This is a genomic window from Bradyrhizobium huanghuaihaiense, assembly GCF_025200885.1.
GTDB classification, from domain to species: domain Bacteria; phylum Pseudomonadota; class Alphaproteobacteria; order Rhizobiales; family Xanthobacteraceae; genus Bradyrhizobium; species Bradyrhizobium huanghuaihaiense.
The window spans coordinates 5,201,568-5,220,579 of the sequence record NZ_CP104172.1; the positions used below are offsets into that span (position 1 = coordinate 5,201,568).

Genomic DNA, 19,012 nt, shown 5'->3' on the forward strand with positions numbered 1-19,012 from the left:
GACGTTCGAGGTAATGCCCGCCGTGACATCACCTGCAACGTTTGCATATGGTCCGCCATGCGCCATTACCCGCCCCGCCGCATCGTCTGCCTGACCGAAGAGACGGTCGAGACACTCTACCTGCTCGGCGAGCAGGACCGCATCGTCGGCGTGTCCGGATACGCCGTCCGTCCGCCGCAGGTGCGCCGTGAGAAGCCGCGGGTGTCGGCCTTCGTCTCCGCGGACATCCCGAAGATCCTGGCGCTGGAGCCGGATTTGGTGCTGGCCTTCTCCGATCTCCAGGCCGGCATCGTCGCCGATCTTGTGCGGGCCGGCGTCGACGTCCACGTTTTCAACCAGCGCGACGTCGCTGGCATCCTGGCGATGATCCGGACACTGGGTGCGCTGGTCGGTGCGGGCGGGCGCGCAGAGGAACTGGCCCAAAGCTTCGAACGCCGCCTTGCCGCAATCGCGGCAGCACCCCGCCCCTCGCCGCGGCCAAAGGTCTATTTCGAGGAGTGGGACGATCCGTTGATCTCCGGCATCGGCTGGGTCTCCGAACTGATCGAGATCGCCGGGGGCGCGGATGTCTTCCCGGAATTGCGCCATCGGCAGGCGGCGAAGGATCGCATCATTTCACCGGATGCCGTGCGTGAGGCTGCGCCCGATGTGATCCTCGCCTCCTGGTGCGGCAAGAAAGTCGTCCCTGCCCGCATCCGCGCGCGCGATGGCTGGAGCGATATCCCCGCCGTGCACAACGACCGCATCGTCGAGATCAAGTCGTCGATCATCTTGCAGCCGGGGCCGGCGGCGCTGACGGACGGGCTGGATGCGATCGTTGCGGCGTTGTGGGGCGAGCGCGTGTAACAGCGAGCTCTGTCGGCAGCTCCGTCATCCTGAGGTGCGAGCCGTGCGACGCAAAGCGGCGCACAGGGAGCCTCGAAGGATGAACGGCCGAGATACAGCCGGGCCGTCGTCCTTCGAGGCTCGCTCACGCTGCTGCGCACCGCGGCTCGCGCCTCAGGGTGACGGACGGAGATTTGAAGCGTTCTGCAACCTCGTCATTGCGAGCGCAGCGAAGCAATCCAGACTGCCCCGTGGAAAGATTCTGGATTGCTTCGCGACGCTCGCAATGACGCTTGCGGAGACATCGAATTCGATTCTCGAACACCTCATGCTCAGCTGCCCCTGCTGTTCCCTCCCAGCACAAACGCCGGGCGCGCGTAAGCAAGACGCCCCATTGCTGCGTCGCTAGCCTCTGATCCGACGAAACCTTCGCAACCCAGAGGCTTGTCCATGCGCAATCGTTTGATCCTCAACTGCTTCTCGATGAATGTCGTCTCCCACATCTATCACGGGCTCTGGCGCCACCCCGACAGCACGCAGATGCATTTCGACAAGCTCAGCACCTGGATCGAGCTGACCAAGCTCCTCGAGCAAGGCTGCTTCGACGCGCTGTTCCTCGCCGACGTCATCGGCATCGACCCGGCCTATAAAGGATCGTGGGACACCTACATCAGGGAAGGCTTGCAGATCCCCTGCAACGATTCCGCCGCGCTCTCCGCGGTATTGATCGGCGTCACCGAGAACCTCGGCCTCACCTTCACCAGCTCCATCATGTCGGAGCATCCGTTCAGCTTCGCGCGCCGGCTGTCGACGCTGGATCATCTCAGCAACGGGCGCATCGGCTGGAACATCGTCACCAGCGTCAGCCATAACGCCGCACAGAATTTCGGCTTCGACGAGATCATTCCGCACGACGAGCGCTACCGCCGCGCCGACGCGTACATGGATGTCGTCTACAAGCTCTGGGAAGGCTCATGGGACGAAGGCGCCGTGCTCGGCGACAGGGAGAACGGCGTCTATGCCGACGCCAGCAAGATCCACCGAATCTACCATTCCGGCGAGCGCTACAGGGTGCTGGGGCCGCATCTCTGCTCGCCCTCGCCGCAGCGTACGCCGGTGCTGTATCAGGCCGGCGCCTCGCCGGTCGGCCAGTCCTTCGCCGCCCGTAATGCGGAAGGCACTTTCGTGCTCTATCCGACCATCGAAGGCGCGCGCAAAGGTATCGCGGCGACCCGCGCCGTCGCGGCAGCCCACGGACGGCGGCCGGAGGACCTGAAGTTCATCCAGGGTTTCTCCTTCGTCGTGGGCAGCACGGAGGAAGAAGCGTGGCGCAAATCCGAGGAGATCGACAAGGGCGTCAGCTATGACGGCCTCGCCGCACATATCAGCAGGGACATGGGCATCGACCTCGGCATGCTCGACCGCGACATGCCGATCGAACAAGCCAACATCGAGGGCCTGCGCGGATTCATCAGCATGTTCGAGGCCAGCAACCCCGGCAAGAAGGCGCGCGTCCAGGACCTCGCCTACGCGCTGTCCTACAACAGCCGCATCGTCGGAACGCCCGAGAGCATCGCCGACCAGCTCGAGGCCTGGCAGGATGCGGGCGTCGACGGCATCAACATGATCTGCCAGTATTTTCCGGGCTCATATCGCGACTTCATCGAACACGTCATCCCGGTGCTGCAGAAACGCGGCCTTGCCCAGCGCGAATACGCACCGGGCACGTTGCGCGAAAAGATGTTCCCCGGCAGCGGCGGCCGGCTGAACGACCGACACCCCGCCGCGCGCTATCGCGGCGCCTTCAAGGGCGGCGGCGAGAAGAGCGCAGGCAGCACCGGCGTCAAGTGGCAGACGGAACGCGCAGGATGAACGAGACCGTCATGGACCGTTCCGAGCCTGCCTTCGACGCGATGTCGAGGGCCAACGCCTTCAAGTCGGGGATGCGGAGATTTGCCTCCGGCGTCGCGCTCATCACGAGCGCCGCCGCCGGACAGCGTGCCGGGCTGGTCGCAACCGCCATCAGCTCGGTCAGCACGGCGCCGCCGACCCTGCTGATCTGCATCAACAGGAGCGCCTCGGCGCATGACGTCATCGATCGGTCCGGCGTCTATGCCGTCAACCTGCTGGCCGCCGCTGACCTCGAACTCGTTGACGTCTTCTCGAAATCGGTGCGCCGCGCAGAGAGGTTCACGTCCGGAGATTGGCGGACGCAGATCACCGGCGCGCCCGTGCTGGCTTCGGCGCTCGCCGCGTTCGATTGCAAGGTGGTGCAACGGTTGGCCTACGAGACCCACACCATCTTTCTCGGCGAGGTCTTGCAGGTCGGACTCGCCGAGCAGGACGTCGATCCCCTGCTCTACATGGACAGCGCATTCAGGCGGCTGGAGCGCGCCGCCTGACGAGGCGCCGGCGGTTCACGCGCCCTCGCTGCGATATTCCCGCGGCGTCTTTCCGAACCGCTGGCGAAATGTCCGGCTGAAATGCGAGAGGTCGTTGAAGCCCCAGCGCAAGGCGATCTCGGTCACCGTCTCGCTGTCCGCCTTCTGCTTCACGAAATCCCTGGCGCAACGCTCGAGGCGCTGCTCCAGGACCAGGCGGCCGAACGATCGACCGCCCTCCTCCAGCACCTTGTGCAGATAGCGCACGGAGATGCCGAAATGGGCGGCGACCTTGGCCGGCGCCAGTTCGGGGTCCGCGACGTTCACCTCGATGTGAGAGACCAGCGAGCAACATAGCGCCTGCCGCGCGGAGCCTCGCGCCATCTCCTGGGCGGTCTGCGTCGCACCGAGCGACATGGCCACGAGCTCGACCATGCTGCTGCTCAGCGTGGCACCGGTCGGCGACAGCCCCTCCACATTGCGGACGATCGACTTGAGCAGATCGATGGCGACCGTACTGATGCCGCCATTGTCGGCGACGATCGTGGCCGTCGCCTTGTCGGGATTGCGCAGCAGCGGACGCAGCAGGTGCCGCGGAATCCGGAACGAGTACTGCTCCCAATCGTCACTGCAATAGTCGTTGAGATAAGGCTCGGTCGAATCCACGATCGAGAACTCGCCGGGATTGAGCAGCGCGGCGCGACCGCCCTGCTGCATGCAGCATTGCCCCCGGAGCTGGAGATTGAGGAAATAGACTTCCGTCGGCATGCGGCTGATCTCGGAGCGCCCGCGATAGATCTTCTGACGGCCGGACGAGATGGTAGTGACGTTGATCGTCGAAAGCGGATGGGCGGTGACATGCCCGGCAAAGCCGCCCGCCGCGGGCTCGCGCACCGGATTGAGCGCGATATAGGCCTCGCAGAGGACCTCTCTCCAATAGCTGAACTGATCCCGCTCGGGCAGATCGTTCGTGGTCCAGGTCTCCATGGCAAATCCTCGACACAGAGTGACACAGGCATCTAAAAAAGCACTTTCCATGCCAGAACGACACCAGCATGCAGCACAAACATTCGGCAACCGATGAGACAGAACGACTGCCCAATACGGTCTGTTCACTGTCAGCACAAAGCCCGGGCGCTGTCGGGCAAGACCGTCGTGACGACCGCGCATAGCCTTCCTCCCGTCGATCGCAGCGCGCCATGGGACGGCGTGTCAACACGTCTCGACGTCTTGAGGAGGAAGCCATGCCTATCGATTTCACGCTCAGCCCGGAGCAGGCCGCGCTTCGCGAAGGCGCACGCAGCTTCGCCAATACCGTGCTGAAGGACGTCCGGCCGACGATCCGCCAGTACAGCAAGCCGGACGAGCGCTTCTATGCAACGCGGCCGTTTCACAAGAAGGCGGTCGAAGCCGGCTTCGTCAAGGGACTGTTTCCGAAGGAGGTTGGCGGCACCGACGTTCCCGCACTCGACTTCGCCATCGCCGCCGAAGAGCTGGCCGCGGTCGATGTCAACGTACCCAGCACGCTGCTCGGGACCGGTCTCTGTGTCAAACCCATCGTGTTCTTCGGCACCGGGGCGCAGAAGCAGCGCTTCCTGCCTGACTTCATCGAGGATGGAACCCGGCTCGGCGCGCTCGCCTTCACCGAGGTGACGGGCGGCGCGAACTTCGATGCTGCCGATCCGCGCTTCGGCGTGAAGACGTTTGCCAGGCGCGAGGGCGACGAATGGATCATCAACGGCGAGAAGCACTACACGACGAATGGGACCGGCTGGGACGGCAAGAACTGCCATCTCTATGCCGTGGTGTGCCGAACCGATCCGAACAAGGGCGCGCAGGAGTCGCTCGCCGTCATCATGGTGCCGGGCAACCTGCCCGGCGTGCAGGTGACGGGAATTCTTGATACGGCGGGCCACCGGGCGACGATCTCGCCGCGGATGAAGTTCGAGAATGTCCGCGTTCCCGCCGACAATATCATCGGCAAGCCCGGCGACGGGATCAAGATCGTGTCCACCAACTTCGCCTGGACCGCCGCGCTGATCGGCGCCGCCTGCGTCGGCGTCATGCGCGCCGCCTTCGATCACGCGCTCGCCTTTGCCAGGAAGGACGCCCGCTCCGGGCCCCACCCTATCATCGACTATCCCACCGTCGGCTACATGCTGGCCGACATCAAGATGAAGATCGAGGCCTGCCGCTACCTGACCTGGAAATCCTGCCAGCAATACGATCTGTCGGGCGGAACGGAGCACGAGCTCGCCGTGATGACGAAAGTGTTCTGCTCGGAGACCTGCGTGGACGTCGTCTACGACTGCATGCGCCTGGTCGGGGTCGACAGCTACACCGACATGCACCCGCTGGCAGAACTCATGAACGATGCGATGTGCTTCCCGCTCTATGACGGCGGCAACATGGGGGCTCGCCGCCGGCAGCTCCACAGCATCATCAAGAGCCCGTCCTACGACCCGCATTTCGCGCCTTACGGCACGTTCGGCGCATGAACACGGGGAGGATCCGCCCGCGGTGCCGGTCCTCCCCGCTCACGTCACGGCGTTCACGACCTGATATTCCGGCCGCCGCCACACCTCGCCTGAAATCACCTCCTCGACGATCTCGGCCGCCCTCATGATCTCGCTCTCGCCGATATACAGCGGCGTGATCCCGAACCGCATGATGTCGGGCGCACGGAAATCGCCGATGACGCCGCGGGCGATCAGCGCCTGCATGGCGGCGTAACCGCCGTCGAAGGCGAACGAGACCTGCGAGCCGCGGCGCTCGTGTTCGCGCGGCGTGACGAGCTTGAGCTGCGGACAGCGGCGTTCGACTTCCGCAATCAGGAGATCGCCGAGCGCCAGTGATCGCGCGCGGACCTCGGCGATGTCAACGCGGTCCCAGATATCGAGCGAAGCCTCCAGCGCCGCCATCGCCAGCACCGGCGGCGTGCCGACGCGCATGCGCTCGACGCCGCCGGCGGCCGCGTAAGCGAGCTCGAACGCAAACGGTTTTGCGTGGCCCATCCACCCCGACAAGGCTGCACGCGCCGTATCGGCATGGCGCGGCGCGACGTAGAGGAAGGCCGGCGCGCCGGGGCCGGCGTTGATGTATTTGTAGGTGCACCCCGCGGCGAAATCGGCGCCGCAGCCGGCGAGCTCGACCGGCAGCGCGCCGGCCGAATGGGCGAGATCCCAGACCGTGACGATGCCGAGCGTATGCGCTTTCGCCGTCAGCTTCGCCATGTCGTGGCGGCGGCCGGTGCGATAGTCGACCTCGGTAATGTTGAGAACCGCGATCTCCTCTGACAACGACGCCTCGATCTCCTCCGGTGCCACCAGGCGCAATTGATGGCCGCGCCCGAGCGTCGCGATCAGGCCCTCGGCCATGTAGAGGTCGGTCGGGAAATTGCCGGTGTCCGACAATACGACCTTGCGCGATGCGTTCATGTCGAGCGCCGCCGCGAGCGCCTGATAGACCTTCAGCGACAGCGTGTCGCCGACCATCACCGAGCCGGCTTCCGCGCCGATCAGCCGGGCGATGCGATCGCCGACATGGCGCGGCTGCGCGTACCAGCCCGCTGTGTTCCAGGCGCGGATCAGCTCGTTGCCCCACTCGGTCGTGATGACGCGATTGACGCGCTCGGCAACGCCAAGCGGCAGCGCGCCGAGCGAGTTGCCGTCGAGATAGATCACGCCGTCAGGCAGATGGAACAGAGCCTTGGTGTCGTCATAGACGCGATATCCGGTCATGGGCATTTTCACAGAATGGTGCGGACGCGCCAGAGTTCGGGAAACAGCTCAACCTCGAGCATGCGCTTGAGATAGCTGACGCCGCCAGTGCCGCCAGTGCCACGCTTGAAGCCGATGACGCGCTCGACCGTGGTCACGTGGTTGAAGCGCCAGCGCCGGAAATAATCCTCGAAATCGACCAGCTTCTCGGCGAGCTCGTAGAGCATCCAGTGCGTCTCCGGCGCCTCATAGACGATACGCCAGGCTTGCAGCACGCCTTCGTTGAAGCTGTGGGTCTCGCGAACATCCCGCGCCAGCACCGCGGCCGGCATCTTCAGCCCGTTGCGGTCGGCGAGCCTGAGCACCTCGTCATAGAGGCTTGGGGTCGCCAGCTCAGATTCGAGCAGTTTTGTCGTTTCCACATCGTGCGCGTGCGGCTTCAGCATCGCATGGTTGCGATTGCCCAGCAAAAATTCGATCAGCCGGTACTGGCGGGACTGGAAGCCCGAGGACTGGCCGAGCTGCGAGCGGAAACGTGTGTACTCGCTCGGCGTCATGGTCCGCAGCACGTCCCAGGCGTTGTTGAGCTGCTCGAAGATCCGCGACATCCGCGCCAGCATCTTCATCGCAGGGGCAACCTCGTCTTTGGCGATGGCGCGGCGTGCGGCGCTGAGCTCGTGGATGGCAAGCCGCATCCACAGCTCTGTGGTCTGATGCTGGATGATGAACAGCATCTCGTCATGCGCCTCCGACAGCGGATGCTGCGCGCCGAGGATCGCATCGAGCGCGAGATAATTGCCATAGGACATCCGCCGGGCGAAATCGGTCTCGGCGCCTTCGCTTGCGGGATCGTAATCGCTGGACGTCATGGCTGGCCCTCCCGATCGATCATTACCGGCCTCGTCAATCGAGGCCGATCAGGCGCGCGGTGATCTGCGACGACGGATCCTTCAGCCCGTCGATGACAGTGAAATGGTTCAGCGCAGGCTCGACCACGAGGCGTGTCGGCACGTCGAAGCCGGTCCAGAGATTGGCCATCAGGTCGGACTGGCGGATGAATTCGGGCCGTTCGCCGCCACCGACCCAGGCGGTCACCGGCGAATGGCCGCGCGGCAGGTGCAGCGCCGCGCTTTCCAGCGTCGCCTCCTCCATGGTCATACGCAGCGTGTCGTTCATCTTCGTCTTGAGCAGCGGGCGCAGATCATGCAGGCCGCTGATCGAGAGCGTGCCGGCGATGCGGTTGAAGACGGCAGGTTCGAGCCGGCTGTCGTCGCACAGCATGCGGGTGACGAGATGGCCGCCGGCCGAATGCCCTGCAAGCCGGATCGGGCCGGAAACGAGCGAGGCGGCCTTGGCGATCGCGGCGGTGATTTCGGCTGTCATGTCGGAGATGCGCGAGCTAGGGGCCAGCGTGTAGCTCGGCAGCGCCACGGTCCAGCCATGATGCCGCGCGCCTTCGGCCAGATCCGTCCAGGTCGACTTGTCGAAACGCATCCAGTAGCCGCCATGGACGAACACGACGAGGCCCTTGCTGTCGCCGTCAGGCAGGATCAGGTCGAGCGTCTGGCGTTCACCGGAGCCATAGGCGATGTCGGCGCGAAAATCCTTCAGCCCGGCGCGGTAGGCCGCCGCCCGCTCCGCCCACAGCGCCGGCATCTTGTCCGAGCCCGGGATATGGGCCGAATTGGCGTAAGCATCATCCCAATCGCGCATCGTTCATTCCTCGGCGAACCAGGCCTTGCGAATCCGCCTTCGCTCTTCGAGCTACGGCGGACAAGCCGGGCGCCAGTCTGCCACCAGCGCGGCCGGCATCCTAGTCTTTATTTTAAGCTTAAAGGATTTGGGCGCGCCATTGTTTCGGGCAACCGATGCTCCAGCTGGGATACCGTAGGGTGGGCAAAGCGACTTGTCCGCCATAGCTCGAACAGCGAAGGCGGAAGCGTGCCCACGCACTTGGTCATGACGGATAGAACTCGTGGGCACGGCGCAAGGGCGCCTCTGCCCACCCTACAGCACTATCATCCGTCATTGCGAGCGCAGCGAAGCAATCCAGTCTGCCTCCGCGTTGGCAGCCTGGATTGCTTCGTCGCAAGGGCCCCTCGCAATGACGGCGGAGAGGCCTACGCCTTCTCCACCCCGCACCATTCCGCGATGAACAAGGCCATCGCCTTGGTCGTCTTCTTCAACGAGTCCAGCTCAACATACTCGTTGAAGCCGTGCATCTCGCCGCCGCTGGCGCCGAAGCAGAGGCTCGGGATGCCATGATTCAGGCCGTAGAAGCGGGTGTCGGTCAGCGCGGTGAAGACGAGATCCTCAGGCATGCCGCCATAGACCTTGTTGAAGGCCTTGCCGAACGCAGCCTCTGGCTCCGCCGCGTCGGTCAGCTCATAGCCTTCCGACAAGAAGCCCGACCATTCGATCTCCGGCGGATTGTTGGCGAGGAAGCGGTGATTGCGCGAGGCGGCAGCGACGCAGGCCAAAATCTCCTTCTGGTGATCGGCGACGGACCAGCCCGGCAGGACCGCGATGCGGCAGTCGACGTCGCACCAGGCCGGAACGCTGGAAGCCCAGTCGCCGCCCTTGATGATCCCGGGGTTGAAGTTGATGGGATGATTCAGCGTCTTGAAATGACGATCGGCCTTGGCCCGCTCGTTCCATTCAATCTCGAGCTTTTGCAGGGCATGGACGAGATGATAGGCCGCCATGATCGCATTGGAGCCCGAGCCGGCAAAGGCGACATGGGTCGGGTGCCCCTTCACGCGCAGGCGAAACCAGATCACGCCGACTTGCGAGCGCACCATCTTGCCGCCGGTCGGCTCCGGGATGAAGCAGGCATCCGCACGGTAGCCACGCTGCAGCGTCGAGAGCGCGCCGACGCCGGTGCTCTCCTCCTCGATGACGGACTGGAAATGAATACGCGCGGTCGGCTTCAAGCCCGCCGCCTTGATCGCATCGAGGGCATAGAGCGCGCCGATGGTGCCCGACTTCATGTCGCAGGCGCCGCGGCCGAACATCTTGCCGTCCTTGATGACGGGCGAGAATGGCGGCGTGTCCCACAACTCCAGAGGCCCAGCCGGCACCACGTCGCAGTGGCCCTGGAGGATCAGCGATTTGCCGCCATTCGTTTGCGGACGGTAGGTGCCCACCACCGAGCGCGCCTTGGAAAAATCGTGCTCGATCGGGCCGAAGCCGCGCAAATCCTTGAGATCGTCGACATTGATGTGCCAGTCGTCGACCTCGTAGCCGCGCGCACGCAAGAGGTCGCCGATCATGTCCTGGCACGGTCCCTCCGCCCCGCGGGTCGAGGGGATCGCGACGAAATCACGTGTGGTCGCAAGCTGGGCTTCGAAACCGGCGTCGACGGCGTCAAGAATCCTTTGCTGCGTTTCGGCATTCATCAGGCAACTCCAGGCATTTCAATGATCCCAGGGAGCGCGCAAGCTAGCCGATTTCAGCCGTTCGGGTACTCCACAAAATATGCATCCCGCAATGCATCTTCGAGCAGTCGGCCTTCCGAATAGCCATTGAGCGTCGCTGGCCGGCTCACGCCGTCGAGCAGGCGCGCGCAAGGTTCCGGCGCGCCGAGCACCGTGCGCACGGGAATGCGCTCGGCATAGATCGGCAATTCATAATCCTCGTCGTCATCGGCGACGCCCTTGGCGCGGATTTTTGCCGAGGCTTCCTCGATTTCCATGGCTATGAAGGAGGTCGCCTTGATCTCCTGCGCGCTGCTCGCCCGCAGGCTCGCGGTGCGGTCCGGGAAGAAACGGTCGACCATGGCGATCACCGCCCGTTCCTTTTCCTCGGAGTCGGTGACGAGATAGGCGGTGCCGAACGCCATCACCGCGCGATAATCGGCAGAATGGTTGAAGCCGCAGCGCGCCAGCACGAGGCTATCGAGATGGGCAACCGTCAGGCAGACTCGCTCGCCTTTGGTCTGGTTGCGCAACATGCGGCTCGCGCTCGAACCGTGCCAATAGAGCCTCGTCCCCTCGCGCCAGAAGAAGGTCGGCGTGCAATAGGGCTGGCCGTCGATCACATAGGAGACGTGACAGAGCATCGAGGAATCCAGGATGCGATGAACCGTGTCGTGATCGTAGAAGCCGCGGTCGTGACGGCGCTTGACCTGGTTGCGCGTTGAGGTCGGATAGGAATTTTGGCTCTCGGTCTGGCTCACGGCCGCTCCTGTCGGGCTTGGAACAATTCCAGACCAGTTGTAGCGGCCGATTTGGTCTGCGATAGTGCCAATTCCATGCGAAAAATTCCGACCAATTCTCCCGCGGCCACCAAAGCCGAGCTGCCGCTCGATCTTACCGGGGCGCACATCACGCCAGGTGCCTCCGCCGCGCACCGGCTGTACCAGGCGCTGTGCGAGATGATCGTCTCCGGCCTCGTCAAGCCCGGCGAGTCGCTGCCGCCGTCGCGGACGCTGGCGGCGCAAACGGGCCTTCGGCGCAACGCCGTCGTCACCGCCTATGAGCGCCTGATCGCCGACGGCTTTGCCGACGCAACCGTCGGCTCCGGCACCTTCGTCGCTGCGCGAATCCCGGCGCGCGCGACTGAGCCGAAGAAGCCGAAGGTAACGGTCGAAGCGCCCCGGCAAGGCGCCTTCGCGCTCGGCTGCACCCATATCGACGAGCGTGCCGTGCAACGGTTTCGCGCTTTCGTCGGCCGCCGCATGCGCGCATTCGGGTCCGAGCACCTGCACTATGGCGATCCCCGCGGCAGCCGCGAGCTGCGTGCTGCGATTGCCGACCACCTGCTGTCGGCGCGCGGCCTGCGCTGCGATCCCGATCAGATCATGCTGACCTCGGGCACGCTGCACGCGCTGCGCATCGTGCTGAGTGCGATCCTGAAGGCGGGCGATCAAGTGTGGTGCGAGGACCCTGGCTACCCCGCCGCGCGAAAAACCATCGCGCATTGCGGCTATCGCGCCGTCGCCGTCCCCGTGGATGCGCACGGCATGCGCATTGCCAAGGGACGTACTGCGGCGCCGTCCGCGCGCGCGGCCTATGTGACGCCGTCGCATCAGTTTCCGCTTGGCGTGCAGATGTCGATGCCGCGGCGGCTGGAGTTGCTGGACTGGGCGAGGCAGGCCGGTGCCTTCGTGCTGGAGGACGATTACGACAGCGAGTTCCGCTATGACGGCGCGCCGCTGATGTCGCTTGCCGGCATCGACCACCTCCAGCGCGTGATCTACATGGGCACGTTCGCCAAGACGCTGTTTCCCGGCCTGCGCATCGGTTATTGCGCCCTGCCCGAGCGCCTGATCGGCGACGTGACCGCCGCGCGGGCCGCGCTCGACCGCTTTCCTGGCACGCTGATGGAAGGCGCGGTGGCCGACATGCTCAATTCCGGCGCCTTCGCCGCGAACCTGAAACGGGTGCGAAAGCTCTATCGCGAGGCGCGCGATGCGCTGGCCGGGACGCTGGAGGCGAGGTCTGATGGCCTGCTGTCCGTGCCGGTGCCGTCGCAGGGCCTGCATCTTGTCGCCCGGCTCGATCCATCGGTCGAACTGTCGGTCGCAGCAGCGGCCAAGCAGGCTGCCGGGGCGGAGGGCTGGCTACTCGCCGACACCTATTCGCGCGCACGGCCCCTGCCCGGCTTCGTACTGGGATTTTCCGGGCATGCGGTGCCACAGCTCGTGGCATCCGCCGAGCGGCTCGCACGGGAATCGCGCGCGGCGTTGGGCGCAAGGAGCAAGTCGGCCCGCCGGGCGTGACGAAGCTTCACTATGAGAATCGCCCGCCCCTCCCTAGATTGCGACATCGATGCTGGGACCTCACATCATGCTGCTTCGCCAGGCGACCTGCTTCTCGCTCCTGATCTCCATCGCGCTTGCCTCGACGGCACGCGCGGCCACCATCGGACGCGAGCAGGACATCGTGGATCTGAAGCTCGGCCAGCGCGTGCTCGTGGACGACGGAACCTGCCCGGCCGGGCAGGTCAAGGAGGTGCGCGGCGCAAAGATGACCGACAAGGGCGTCTCGCGCACGAGTTCCTGCGTGCCGCGGCAAGGGCCGAAAACAAAATGATGAGCTGAGAAGCTACTTCGCCGGATCGAACATGCACTGCAGGGTCGGCTTGGCGATCTTGGTGAAGGTCGGGCCGATCTCGCTTTGCTTTGACGTCGGCACCCAATCGGTCTCGATCGTCGGCACGCCCGTCTCGCTGATGCCGCGCAGCAGCGCTTCGCGCAAATCGCGGTCCTCGACCACAGCAGCGGCATGGTCGTGCAGGCAGCCGCAGACTTCTTCCGGATGCTCCCAGCGTCCCAGCATGCGCGGCGCGCACTGGCGCACGAATTCACTGCGTGGATCCGGCAGCCGCGAGGGCGCGCGCACCTGCGCCTGCACGGAACTGATCATCAGAAGGGCGATAAACGCTGCGGCGCTGAAACGAAGCAACATGATGGCCTTTGCCGGCTGATTGTTTCGTTCGCGATCAGAAGCGTGCGGCCACAACGATCGGATGCGGCGCAGGCGTCACGACCGGCGAGCCGGTGTACTGGAAAGTACCGATGCCAGGGAGATTGCCGTCGGGCATGCCCGCGAATGAGGAACCGGCGAGCACAAAGCCGAAAGCAAGGATAAAGCTGAGCGCGCGCATGGTCTTGTCCCTCAATTCCGTGGCCGGCAGTGCGCCGTCGTCGTTGTGAAGCTGATAACCACGGGCGGTTTCGCGCGTGATGCGCCAAACGCGGAAAATGGTTTCATCCGCGTGCGAATTGTTTCGTCCCGTTCGAGGCGACGAAACAATTCTCGAAAAATGCCAATCATTTCAGTCACGTTGCACCGCAACTCACAGCGGCCTCGCAAGGCGCTCTCGCGGTGCGCAACGGTACCGGACGCCGGCATCGTCATGCGCCCGCCTTGCACGCTTCACATGCGTTTTACGTTTTTCTGCTGAAGAGAAGCCAACGAAGGCTGGTCCCGTCGAACCGGGGACGCTTTGGCCGCGACCCAAGCCATCGAAACCGAGACGCCGGGATCACCGGGCGCATCCACGTGAGGAATGGCCATCATGATGGCGCAAGATCGCGCAACGCCGCGCGAGACGGACCTGCGGACGGACCGCGGGGATCAACGACCTGTTCGCAACCGCGCCACTACGGCGAACGAAATGGCGCTGCAATCAAGCCGCGGCTTCGAAGCCGCGCCGCAGATGTTCGTGCGGCTGACCGGCTCGCATCTCGCAAAACCGCGCGTCAGCCGCGAACGCGTCACTGAGTGAACGCAAAGAGCGTCACTGAGTGAACGCAAGAGCGTCACTGGAGTGAACGCAAGTGCGTTACTGAGTGAAAAATTCACCGCACTTCTGGACGTTGGCGTCAGCCGGTCCCCATGGCATGATCGGCACGGTCGAGGTCGAGTTCTTCGGCGAGCCCTCGATCAGCTTGTCCGAATAGACCATGTAGACCAGCACGTTACGCTTGGCGTCACAGCCGCGCACGATCTGCATCTTCTTGAAGAACAGCGAGCGGCGCTGGCGGAACATGTCATCGCCCTGCTCCATCTTGGCCTTGAACTTGATCGGGCCGACCTGGCGGCAGGCCAGCGAGATGTCAGAGACCTCCTCGGCAAGGCCGAGCCAGCCCTTGAAACCGCCCTTCTCCGGCACGGTAAAATGGCAGGCGACGCCCTCGACCTCGGGGTCGTCGAGACCATAGGTCGCGAGCTTGTCGTTCGGGCTCATCCATTTGAACACGGTGGAGCGGCGGAAGATCAGATCGGGCTCATCAGCGGCGGATGCGGAAGCCAGCGGCACGACCAGGGCCAGGAGGAATAAAGCTAGGCCTTTCAAGCGGATGCCGGAAAGACCGGGGAAACGAGATGACATGAAGTTCTCCGGTAACAAGTCCCCGCAATGTAGGCATCGGCCGGCCGGTCAGGAAGATGACGGCAAGCCGGGCGCGGCCGCCGTTTACCGGTCCGTGAGGCTTTTTTGATACGTCTAGGACAAAATTAGCTGATGGCAGAACCGCTCTGCTGGTGAACGCGTATCCCCTCTGCGAGACTAATGATTTGAATTATGGATTCGAGGATGAACAGCGTGAGCGTGTCCGGTTTTGCTGCCAAGCCAGCGCGGATTTGGCAGGTCGCCATTTTGGCGGCGGCGGGTGCGATCGGTACGGCAAGCCAGGCTGACGCAGCGTTTTACTATTGGACGGATTATTCCGACGGGTCCTATTACGCCCGGCAGGATCGGCATCCCGACATTCCGCGCCAGAAGCCGCCGCAGAAGCGCGGCGCCGCGGGCAAGAAAGCGATCGTCGCCGAGAAGGAAGCCGGCAGCAAGCCGCAAGGTCCCCTCGTTATCGTCGTCTCGATCGACCGGCAGAAGGTGACGGTCTACGACACCAACGGCGTGTTCGCGGAATCTCCGGTGTCGACCGGCATGAAGGGCCATTCGACGCCGATGGGTGTCTTCAGCGTCATCCAGAAGCACAAATTCCACCACTCCAACATCTATAGCGGCGCGCCGATGCCGTACATGCAGCGGATCACCTGGTCCGGCGTTGCCATGCATGCCGGCGTGCTGCCGGGCTATCCCGCCTCGCACGGCTGTATCCGCATGCCGATGGCGTTCGCGGTGAAGATGTGGAACTGGACCAAGATGGGTGCGCGCGTCATCGTCTCGCCCGCCGAGATGACGCCGCACAGCTTCCAGCATCCGCTGCTCGCCTCGTTGCGCGTTCCGCCGCAGCCCGCGGCCAGCCTGGAGCCGCAGACCAATGCCGGCGACAAGGCCGACAAGGGCGCGGCCGCCAAGGTCACCGAAGCCAAGCCGCTCGAGACCAAGACGGCCAGCGCCGATGCGGTGCTGGAGCTGCGCTCGTCGGTCGGCCACACTGTCATGTCGGACATCACAACGGGCAATGCACCTGCCCGCGCGGAAGCGGATGCGACGGCGGTTAAGGCCGAGGCGACGTCCGAGACGAAGACCGCCGAGACCGCGGAAGCGCCCAAGGCTCCGGCGGCGACCGACGACAAGGTCGAGGCTGCCAAGAGCGACACGCCAAAGTCTGACACGCCAAAGTCAGAAGCGGCAAAGTCCGAGACGGCGAAGACTGAAGCTGCCGAGCCCGCCAAGAAGCCCGATGCCGCCGTCACGGCCACGTCGCCTGCGCCGGATGCGAAGAAGGACGAGACCCGCCTCGCCGAGCCCGCGCCGGTCGCGAAGCCTGATACCCCCAAGCGGGCCGGCCAGATCGCCGTCTTCATCAGCCGCAAGGATTCCAAGCTCTACGTTCGACAGAATTTTGCGCCGCTGTTCGAGGTACCGGTCACGATCGCCGCGAGCGACCGGCCGCTCGGCACGCATGTCTTCACCGCCGAAATCGACAAGGCCGATTCCAATGCGCTGCATTGGTCGGTCGTGTCGCTGCCCGTCACCGCTCGCTCCGCCGCACGCGAGGATGACGGCCGTGTTGCGCGCCGCAAGGGTGGCGCCGCATTGATCCCCGTCGCCGCAAAGCCGGTGGTGACGCCGGACAGCCCGACTGAGGCGCTCGACCGCATCTCGGTCCCCGCCGACACCATGGCGAAGATCAACGAGATGCTGACCTCCGGCGGCTCGATCATCGTCTCCGACCAGGGCATCAACCAGGGCGAGACCGGCGAAGGCACCGATTTCATCGTCCGCCTGTACTAGCAAGAGATAACGCGGTGTTGAGCGGTCCGATTGTGCCGGTGGAGTAACATCCGTCCCGGATCATTTCGGGGGACGCCGTCATGATGAATCGCAGGACACTGCTCATCGCGGCGCTTGCAGGTGCAGCCGCGCCGATGACGCGCGCCTACGCCGAGGGCGGCATGAGCCGGATATCGGCCTATGCCTTCACCTTCCCGGCCCTGTCCGGCGACGACATCCGTCTTGCCGCCTTCACGGGCAAACCGCTGCTGGTGGTCAATACCGCCTCGCTCTGCGGCTACACCCCGCAATATGCGGGCTTGCAGGAGCTCTGGGGCGAGTTTCGCGAGCGCGGGCTCACCGTGATCGGCGTCCCCTCCAACGATTTCGGCAGCCAGGAGCCCGGCGGCGCTGGCGAGATCACGGAGACCGCGCACCACCAATACGGCGTTACCTTCCCGATCGCGGCCAAGGCCGTGGTGATCGGCGCGAAGGCGCATCCGTTCTACAAATGGGCGGCCGAGGCGCGCCCGCGGGAAGTTCCGCGCTGGAACTTCCACAAATACCTGATCGGCCGCGACGGCTATATCGCGGAGGTGTTTCCCTCCGCGGTCGAGCCGACGGACACGCGGGTCAAAACGGCGGTCGCCAAGTCGCTGGCCGCCAGCTGACACGACGCGGGCCCAATCGGGTTGGGCACAATTGTGGCGGGATGCCAAACAGCCGTTGCAATGGCGAGGGCCCACCATCTAGGCTAGGATCGTTTGGGGCGGGAAGGTTTGGCCGGAGGTGAAAAGCCACGGCGGAACAACGGGATCAATCTCGAGGACAACATCATGCGCGTGGCGGCAGGACTGATTTTGGCAAGCGCGATGTCTCTAGCGATGACGGGCGCGGCATGGTCGCAGACGCCGGCCGCCAAGCCCGCCGCCGCCACCCAAGCCGCACCGGCGGCAGCACCGGCCGCCGCAGCGCCCGCTGCGGCTCCGGCAGCTGCACCCGCAGCAGCCGCCGCGCCGGCAGGCGTCGTCAATCCACCCCCGCCGAAACAGGCGCCGCAGCCGGCGCGCGCGGCCTGCAACACGCAAGGCGCGCTCGGCGTCGCCCGCACGGTCGAGATCGACACCACCGGCGGTCCAGGCTTCGGGTTCGAGCACTTCAAGGAGCTCGACTTCCTGCGTGACAAGGAGGTGGTGCTGACCTTCGACGACGGCCCCTGGCCGAAGAACACGCCCGCCGTGCTGAAGGCGCTCGCCGATGAATGCACCACCGGCATCTTCTTCTCGATCGGCAAGCACGCGACCTACGAGCCGGAGATCCTGAAGCAGGTCTATGCTGCCGGCCACACGGTCGGCACCCACACCTGGTCGCACGCCAACCTCAACAACAAGAAGCTCACCGAAGCGCAGCGCAAGGAAGAGATCGAGAAGGGTCTTTCCGCGGTGAAGTGGGCGCTCGGCGGCATCTCGCCCTCGCCGTTCTTCCGCTTCCCGGCGCTCCAGCATCCGCCGGAGATGGTCACCTATCTCGGCAACCGCAACACCGCGATCTTCTCCTGCGACATCGACTCCTTCGACTTCAAGGCCTCCAAGCCCGAGAAGGTGGTCGAGACCGTGATGAAGAAGCTCGACGCCAAGGGCAAGGGCATCGTCCTGATGCACGACTTCCAGAAGCACACCGCCGAAGCCCTGCCCGAGCTGCTCAAGCGCCTGAAGGCCGGCGGCTACAAGGTGGTGGCGATGCGCGCGAAATTCCCGGCATCGACGCTGCCCGAATACGACCAGGAGCTGCTCAAGGACGTCAAGCTGCCGACTGTGAGCCAGCGCCCGGTCAATTCCGTGGTGACGACCGTTTCCGAATAGCCGTCGCAATTGTCTTTCCGTATCGAAGGCTACGTCATCGTCTCCGCGGACGGCATGCTTGCCGATCCGTCGCACATCATGCCCGAGACGTTGAAATTCGAAGGTGACAAGCTGTTCTTCGAGCAGGCGCTCGATCGCGCCGCGCTGATCGTGCACGGCCGACGCTCGCACGAGCAGCAGCCGAATTCGCCGAAGCGCAAGCGCCTGATCCTGACCCGCAAGATCAGCGCGCTCACCGTCGATCCGGAGATGCCGAACGCGACGCTGTGGAATCCGGAGCACGCGAGCTTCGCGGAGGCCTGCGCCTTTGCCGACGTCGCCTCCGGCACCGTCGCGATCATCGGCGGCCCCGTCGTGTTCGACATGTTCATGGACCGCTACGACACGTTCTGGCTGTCGGAAGCCCCCCATGTGCGACTTCCCGGCGGCGAAGGCTGTTTTGTCGGCGTGCCCGAGCGGACGCCGCACCAGGTGCTGGCCTCCCACGGGATGAAGCCGGGCGCGCCCTACCTGCTCGATGCCGCGCATGACGTGACCGTCACGCCATGGCGCAGGGTGGATTAGCCCGCGGCTAGTCCGCTGGCGTAATCCA

The 19,012-nt window shown here is 64.7% G+C and carries 20 protein-coding genes; 11 read left to right on the top strand and 9 right to left on the bottom strand.

The features are described 5' to 3' along the window. Window positions 1-57: 57 nt before the first annotated feature. From N2603_RS24975 to N2603_RS24985, 3 genes are all read left to right on the top strand, one after another. On the top strand, window positions 58-846 hold the full coding sequence (locus tag N2603_RS24975) for a cobalamin-binding protein (protein ID WP_260384234.1): 789 nt from the start codon (window positions 58-60) through the stop codon (window positions 844-846). A gap of 429 nt (window positions 847-1,275) precedes the next feature. Beyond that, a complete protein-coding gene (locus N2603_RS24980) occupies window positions 1,276-2,697 on the top strand; it encodes an NtaA/DmoA family FMN-dependent monooxygenase (RefSeq protein ID WP_260384235.1) in 1,422 nt (473 codons plus the stop codon). Then, entirely contained in the window at window positions 2,694-3,227 is a 534-nt protein-coding gene (locus N2603_RS24985) for a flavin reductase family protein (RefSeq protein ID WP_260384236.1), read from the top strand. The genes N2603_RS24980 and N2603_RS24985 overlap by 4 nt, the downstream gene beginning before the upstream one ends. A gap of 15 nt (window positions 3,228-3,242) precedes the next feature. On the opposite strand, the gene N2603_RS24990 is transcribed toward N2603_RS24985, so the two are convergent. After that, window positions 3,243-4,193 (bottom strand): helix-turn-helix domain-containing protein, encoded by a 951-nt coding sequence (locus tag N2603_RS24990; RefSeq protein WP_260384237.1) that lies wholly within the window; start codon window positions 4,191-4,193, stop codon window positions 3,243-3,245. A 257-nt stretch (window positions 4,194-4,450) separates the two neighbouring features. Between N2603_RS24990 and N2603_RS24995 the strand changes: the two genes are divergently transcribed. Next, window positions 4,451-5,704 (top strand): acyl-CoA dehydrogenase family protein, encoded by a 1,254-nt coding sequence (locus tag N2603_RS24995; protein ID WP_260384238.1) that lies wholly within the window; start codon window positions 4,451-4,453, stop codon window positions 5,702-5,704. 39 nt (window positions 5,705-5,743) lie between these two features. Here N2603_RS24995 and kynU read toward each other — a convergent pair whose 3' ends face one another. The 5 genes from kynU to N2603_RS25020 form a co-directional block, all read right to left on the bottom strand. Next, window positions 5,744-6,946, bottom strand: a complete 1,203-nt coding sequence (gene kynU / locus N2603_RS25000; RefSeq protein ID WP_260384239.1) for a kynureninase — start codon at window positions 6,944-6,946, stop codon at window positions 5,744-5,746. Between the two features lie 8 nt (window positions 6,947-6,954). Beyond that, window positions 6,955-7,794 (bottom strand): tryptophan 2,3-dioxygenase, encoded by an 840-nt coding sequence (gene kynA / locus N2603_RS25005; RefSeq protein ID WP_018644742.1) that lies wholly within the window; start codon window positions 7,792-7,794, stop codon window positions 6,955-6,957. 34 nt (window positions 7,795-7,828) lie between these two features. Further along, complete coding sequence (locus tag N2603_RS25010; protein ID WP_260384240.1) at window positions 7,829-8,638, bottom strand: alpha/beta hydrolase; 810 nt, start codon at window positions 8,636-8,638, stop codon at window positions 7,829-7,831. Window positions 8,639-9,045: 407 nt separating this feature from the next. Continuing rightward, window positions 9,046-10,323, bottom strand: coding sequence for an ArgE/DapE family deacylase (locus N2603_RS25015; RefSeq protein WP_260384241.1), 1,278 nt, complete (start codon window positions 10,321-10,323; stop codon window positions 9,046-9,048). A 53-nt stretch (window positions 10,324-10,376) separates the two neighbouring features. Next, window positions 10,377-11,102: a pyridoxamine 5'-phosphate oxidase family protein gene (locus N2603_RS25020; RefSeq protein WP_260384242.1), complete on the bottom strand. Its 726-nt coding sequence runs from the start codon at window positions 11,100-11,102 to the stop codon at window positions 10,377-10,379. A 75-nt stretch (window positions 11,103-11,177) separates the two neighbouring features. Between N2603_RS25020 and pdxR the strand changes: the two genes are divergently transcribed. Both pdxR and N2603_RS25030 read left to right on the top strand, forming a co-directional pair. After that, window positions 11,178-12,647: a MocR-like pyridoxine biosynthesis transcription factor PdxR gene (pdxR, locus tag N2603_RS25025; protein ID WP_260384243.1), complete on the top strand. Its 1,470-nt coding sequence runs from the start codon at window positions 11,178-11,180 to the stop codon at window positions 12,645-12,647. 67 nt (window positions 12,648-12,714) lie between these two features. Beyond that, window positions 12,715-12,960, top strand: coding sequence for a DUF6719 family protein (locus N2603_RS25030; protein WP_018644747.1), 246 nt, complete (start codon window positions 12,715-12,717; stop codon window positions 12,958-12,960). A 12-nt stretch (window positions 12,961-12,972) separates the two neighbouring features. Here N2603_RS25030 and N2603_RS25035 read toward each other — a convergent pair whose 3' ends face one another. Both N2603_RS25035 and N2603_RS25040 read right to left on the bottom strand, forming a co-directional pair. After that, window positions 12,973-13,335, bottom strand: coding sequence for a hypothetical protein (locus N2603_RS25035; protein WP_260384244.1), 363 nt, complete (start codon window positions 13,333-13,335; stop codon window positions 12,973-12,975). A 34-nt stretch (window positions 13,336-13,369) separates the two neighbouring features. Continuing rightward, window positions 13,370-13,534, bottom strand: a complete 165-nt coding sequence (locus N2603_RS25040) for a hypothetical protein (protein WP_018644749.1) — start codon at window positions 13,532-13,534, stop codon at window positions 13,370-13,372. 414 nt (window positions 13,535-13,948) lie between these two features. Here N2603_RS25040 and N2603_RS25045 point away from each other — a divergent pair, with 414 nt between their 5' ends. Then, window positions 13,949-14,158: a hypothetical protein gene (locus N2603_RS25045; RefSeq protein ID WP_260384245.1), complete on the top strand. Its 210-nt coding sequence runs from the start codon at window positions 13,949-13,951 to the stop codon at window positions 14,156-14,158. A 57-nt stretch (window positions 14,159-14,215) separates the two neighbouring features. On the opposite strand, the gene N2603_RS25050 is transcribed toward N2603_RS25045, so the two are convergent. Further along, window positions 14,216-14,764, bottom strand: a complete 549-nt coding sequence (locus N2603_RS25050) for a CreA family protein (RefSeq protein WP_018644751.1) — start codon at window positions 14,762-14,764, stop codon at window positions 14,216-14,218. Window positions 14,765-14,968: 204 nt separating this feature from the next. Here N2603_RS25050 and N2603_RS25055 point away from each other — a divergent pair, with 204 nt between their 5' ends. The 4 genes from N2603_RS25055 to N2603_RS25070 all read left to right on the top strand — a co-directional run bounded on the left by N2603_RS25055 (window position 14,969) and on the right by N2603_RS25070 (window position 18,984). Next, entirely contained in the window at window positions 14,969-16,579 is a 1,611-nt protein-coding gene (locus N2603_RS25055; RefSeq protein WP_260384246.1) for a L,D-transpeptidase family protein, read from the top strand. Window positions 16,580-16,659: 80 nt separating this feature from the next. Next, on the top strand, window positions 16,660-17,229 hold the full coding sequence (locus N2603_RS25060) for a glutathione peroxidase (protein WP_260384247.1): 570 nt from the start codon (window positions 16,660-16,662) through the stop codon (window positions 17,227-17,229). A gap of 165 nt (window positions 17,230-17,394) precedes the next feature. After that, window positions 17,395-18,420, top strand: coding sequence for a polysaccharide deacetylase family protein (locus N2603_RS25065; protein ID WP_260384248.1), 1,026 nt, complete (start codon window positions 17,395-17,397; stop codon window positions 18,418-18,420). A gap of 9 nt (window positions 18,421-18,429) precedes the next feature. Further along, window positions 18,430-18,984: a dihydrofolate reductase family protein gene (locus N2603_RS25070; RefSeq protein ID WP_260384249.1), complete on the top strand. Its 555-nt coding sequence runs from the start codon at window positions 18,430-18,432 to the stop codon at window positions 18,982-18,984. The last annotated feature ends 28 nt before the right edge of the window (window positions 18,985-19,012 follow it).

Excerpts from the sequence above, each read along its gene's own strand:
- N2603_RS24975 (WP_260384234.1), top strand. The coding sequence starts at position 58 with ATGCGCCATTACCCGCCCCGCCGCATCGTCTGCCTGACCGAAGAGACG.
- N2603_RS24980 (WP_260384235.1), top strand. The coding sequence starts at position 1,276 with ATGCGCAATCGTTTGATCCTCAACTGCTTCTCGATGAATGTCGTCTCC.
- N2603_RS24985 (WP_260384236.1), top strand. The coding sequence starts at position 2,694 with ATGAACGAGACCGTCATGGACCGTTCCGAGCCTGCCTTCGACGCGATG.
- N2603_RS24990 (WP_260384237.1), bottom strand. The coding sequence starts at position 4,193 with ATGGAGACCTGGACCACGAACGATCTGCCCGAGCGGGATCAGTTCAGC.
- N2603_RS24995 (WP_260384238.1), top strand. The coding sequence starts at position 4,451 with ATGCCTATCGATTTCACGCTCAGCCCGGAGCAGGCCGCGCTTCGCGAA.
- kynU (WP_260384239.1), bottom strand. The coding sequence starts at position 6,946 with ATGACCGGATATCGCGTCTATGACGACACCAAGGCTCTGTTCCATCTG.
- kynA (WP_018644742.1), bottom strand. The coding sequence starts at position 7,794 with ATGACGTCCAGCGATTACGATCCCGCAAGCGAAGGCGCCGAGACCGAT.
- N2603_RS25010 (WP_260384240.1), bottom strand. The coding sequence starts at position 8,638 with ATGCGCGATTGGGATGATGCTTACGCCAATTCGGCCCATATCCCGGGC.
- N2603_RS25015 (WP_260384241.1), bottom strand. The coding sequence starts at position 10,323 with ATGAATGCCGAAACGCAGCAAAGGATTCTTGACGCCGTCGACGCCGGT.
- pdxR (WP_260384243.1), top strand. The coding sequence starts at position 11,178 with ATGCGAAAAATTCCGACCAATTCTCCCGCGGCCACCAAAGCCGAGCTG.
- N2603_RS25030 (WP_018644747.1), top strand. The coding sequence starts at position 12,715 with ATGCTGCTTCGCCAGGCGACCTGCTTCTCGCTCCTGATCTCCATCGCG.
- N2603_RS25035 (WP_260384244.1), bottom strand. The coding sequence starts at position 13,335 with ATGTTGCTTCGTTTCAGCGCCGCAGCGTTTATCGCCCTTCTGATGATC.
- N2603_RS25040 (WP_018644749.1), bottom strand. The coding sequence starts at position 13,534 with ATGCGCGCGCTCAGCTTTATCCTTGCTTTCGGCTTTGTGCTCGCCGGT.
- N2603_RS25045 (WP_260384245.1), top strand. The coding sequence starts at position 13,949 with ATGATGGCGCAAGATCGCGCAACGCCGCGCGAGACGGACCTGCGGACG.
- N2603_RS25050 (WP_018644751.1), bottom strand. The coding sequence starts at position 14,764 with ATGTCATCTCGTTTCCCCGGTCTTTCCGGCATCCGCTTGAAAGGCCTA.
- N2603_RS25055 (WP_260384246.1), top strand. The coding sequence starts at position 14,969 with ATGAACAGCGTGAGCGTGTCCGGTTTTGCTGCCAAGCCAGCGCGGATT.
- N2603_RS25060 (WP_260384247.1), top strand. The coding sequence starts at position 16,660 with ATGATGAATCGCAGGACACTGCTCATCGCGGCGCTTGCAGGTGCAGCC.
- N2603_RS25065 (WP_260384248.1), top strand. The coding sequence starts at position 17,395 with ATGCGCGTGGCGGCAGGACTGATTTTGGCAAGCGCGATGTCTCTAGCG.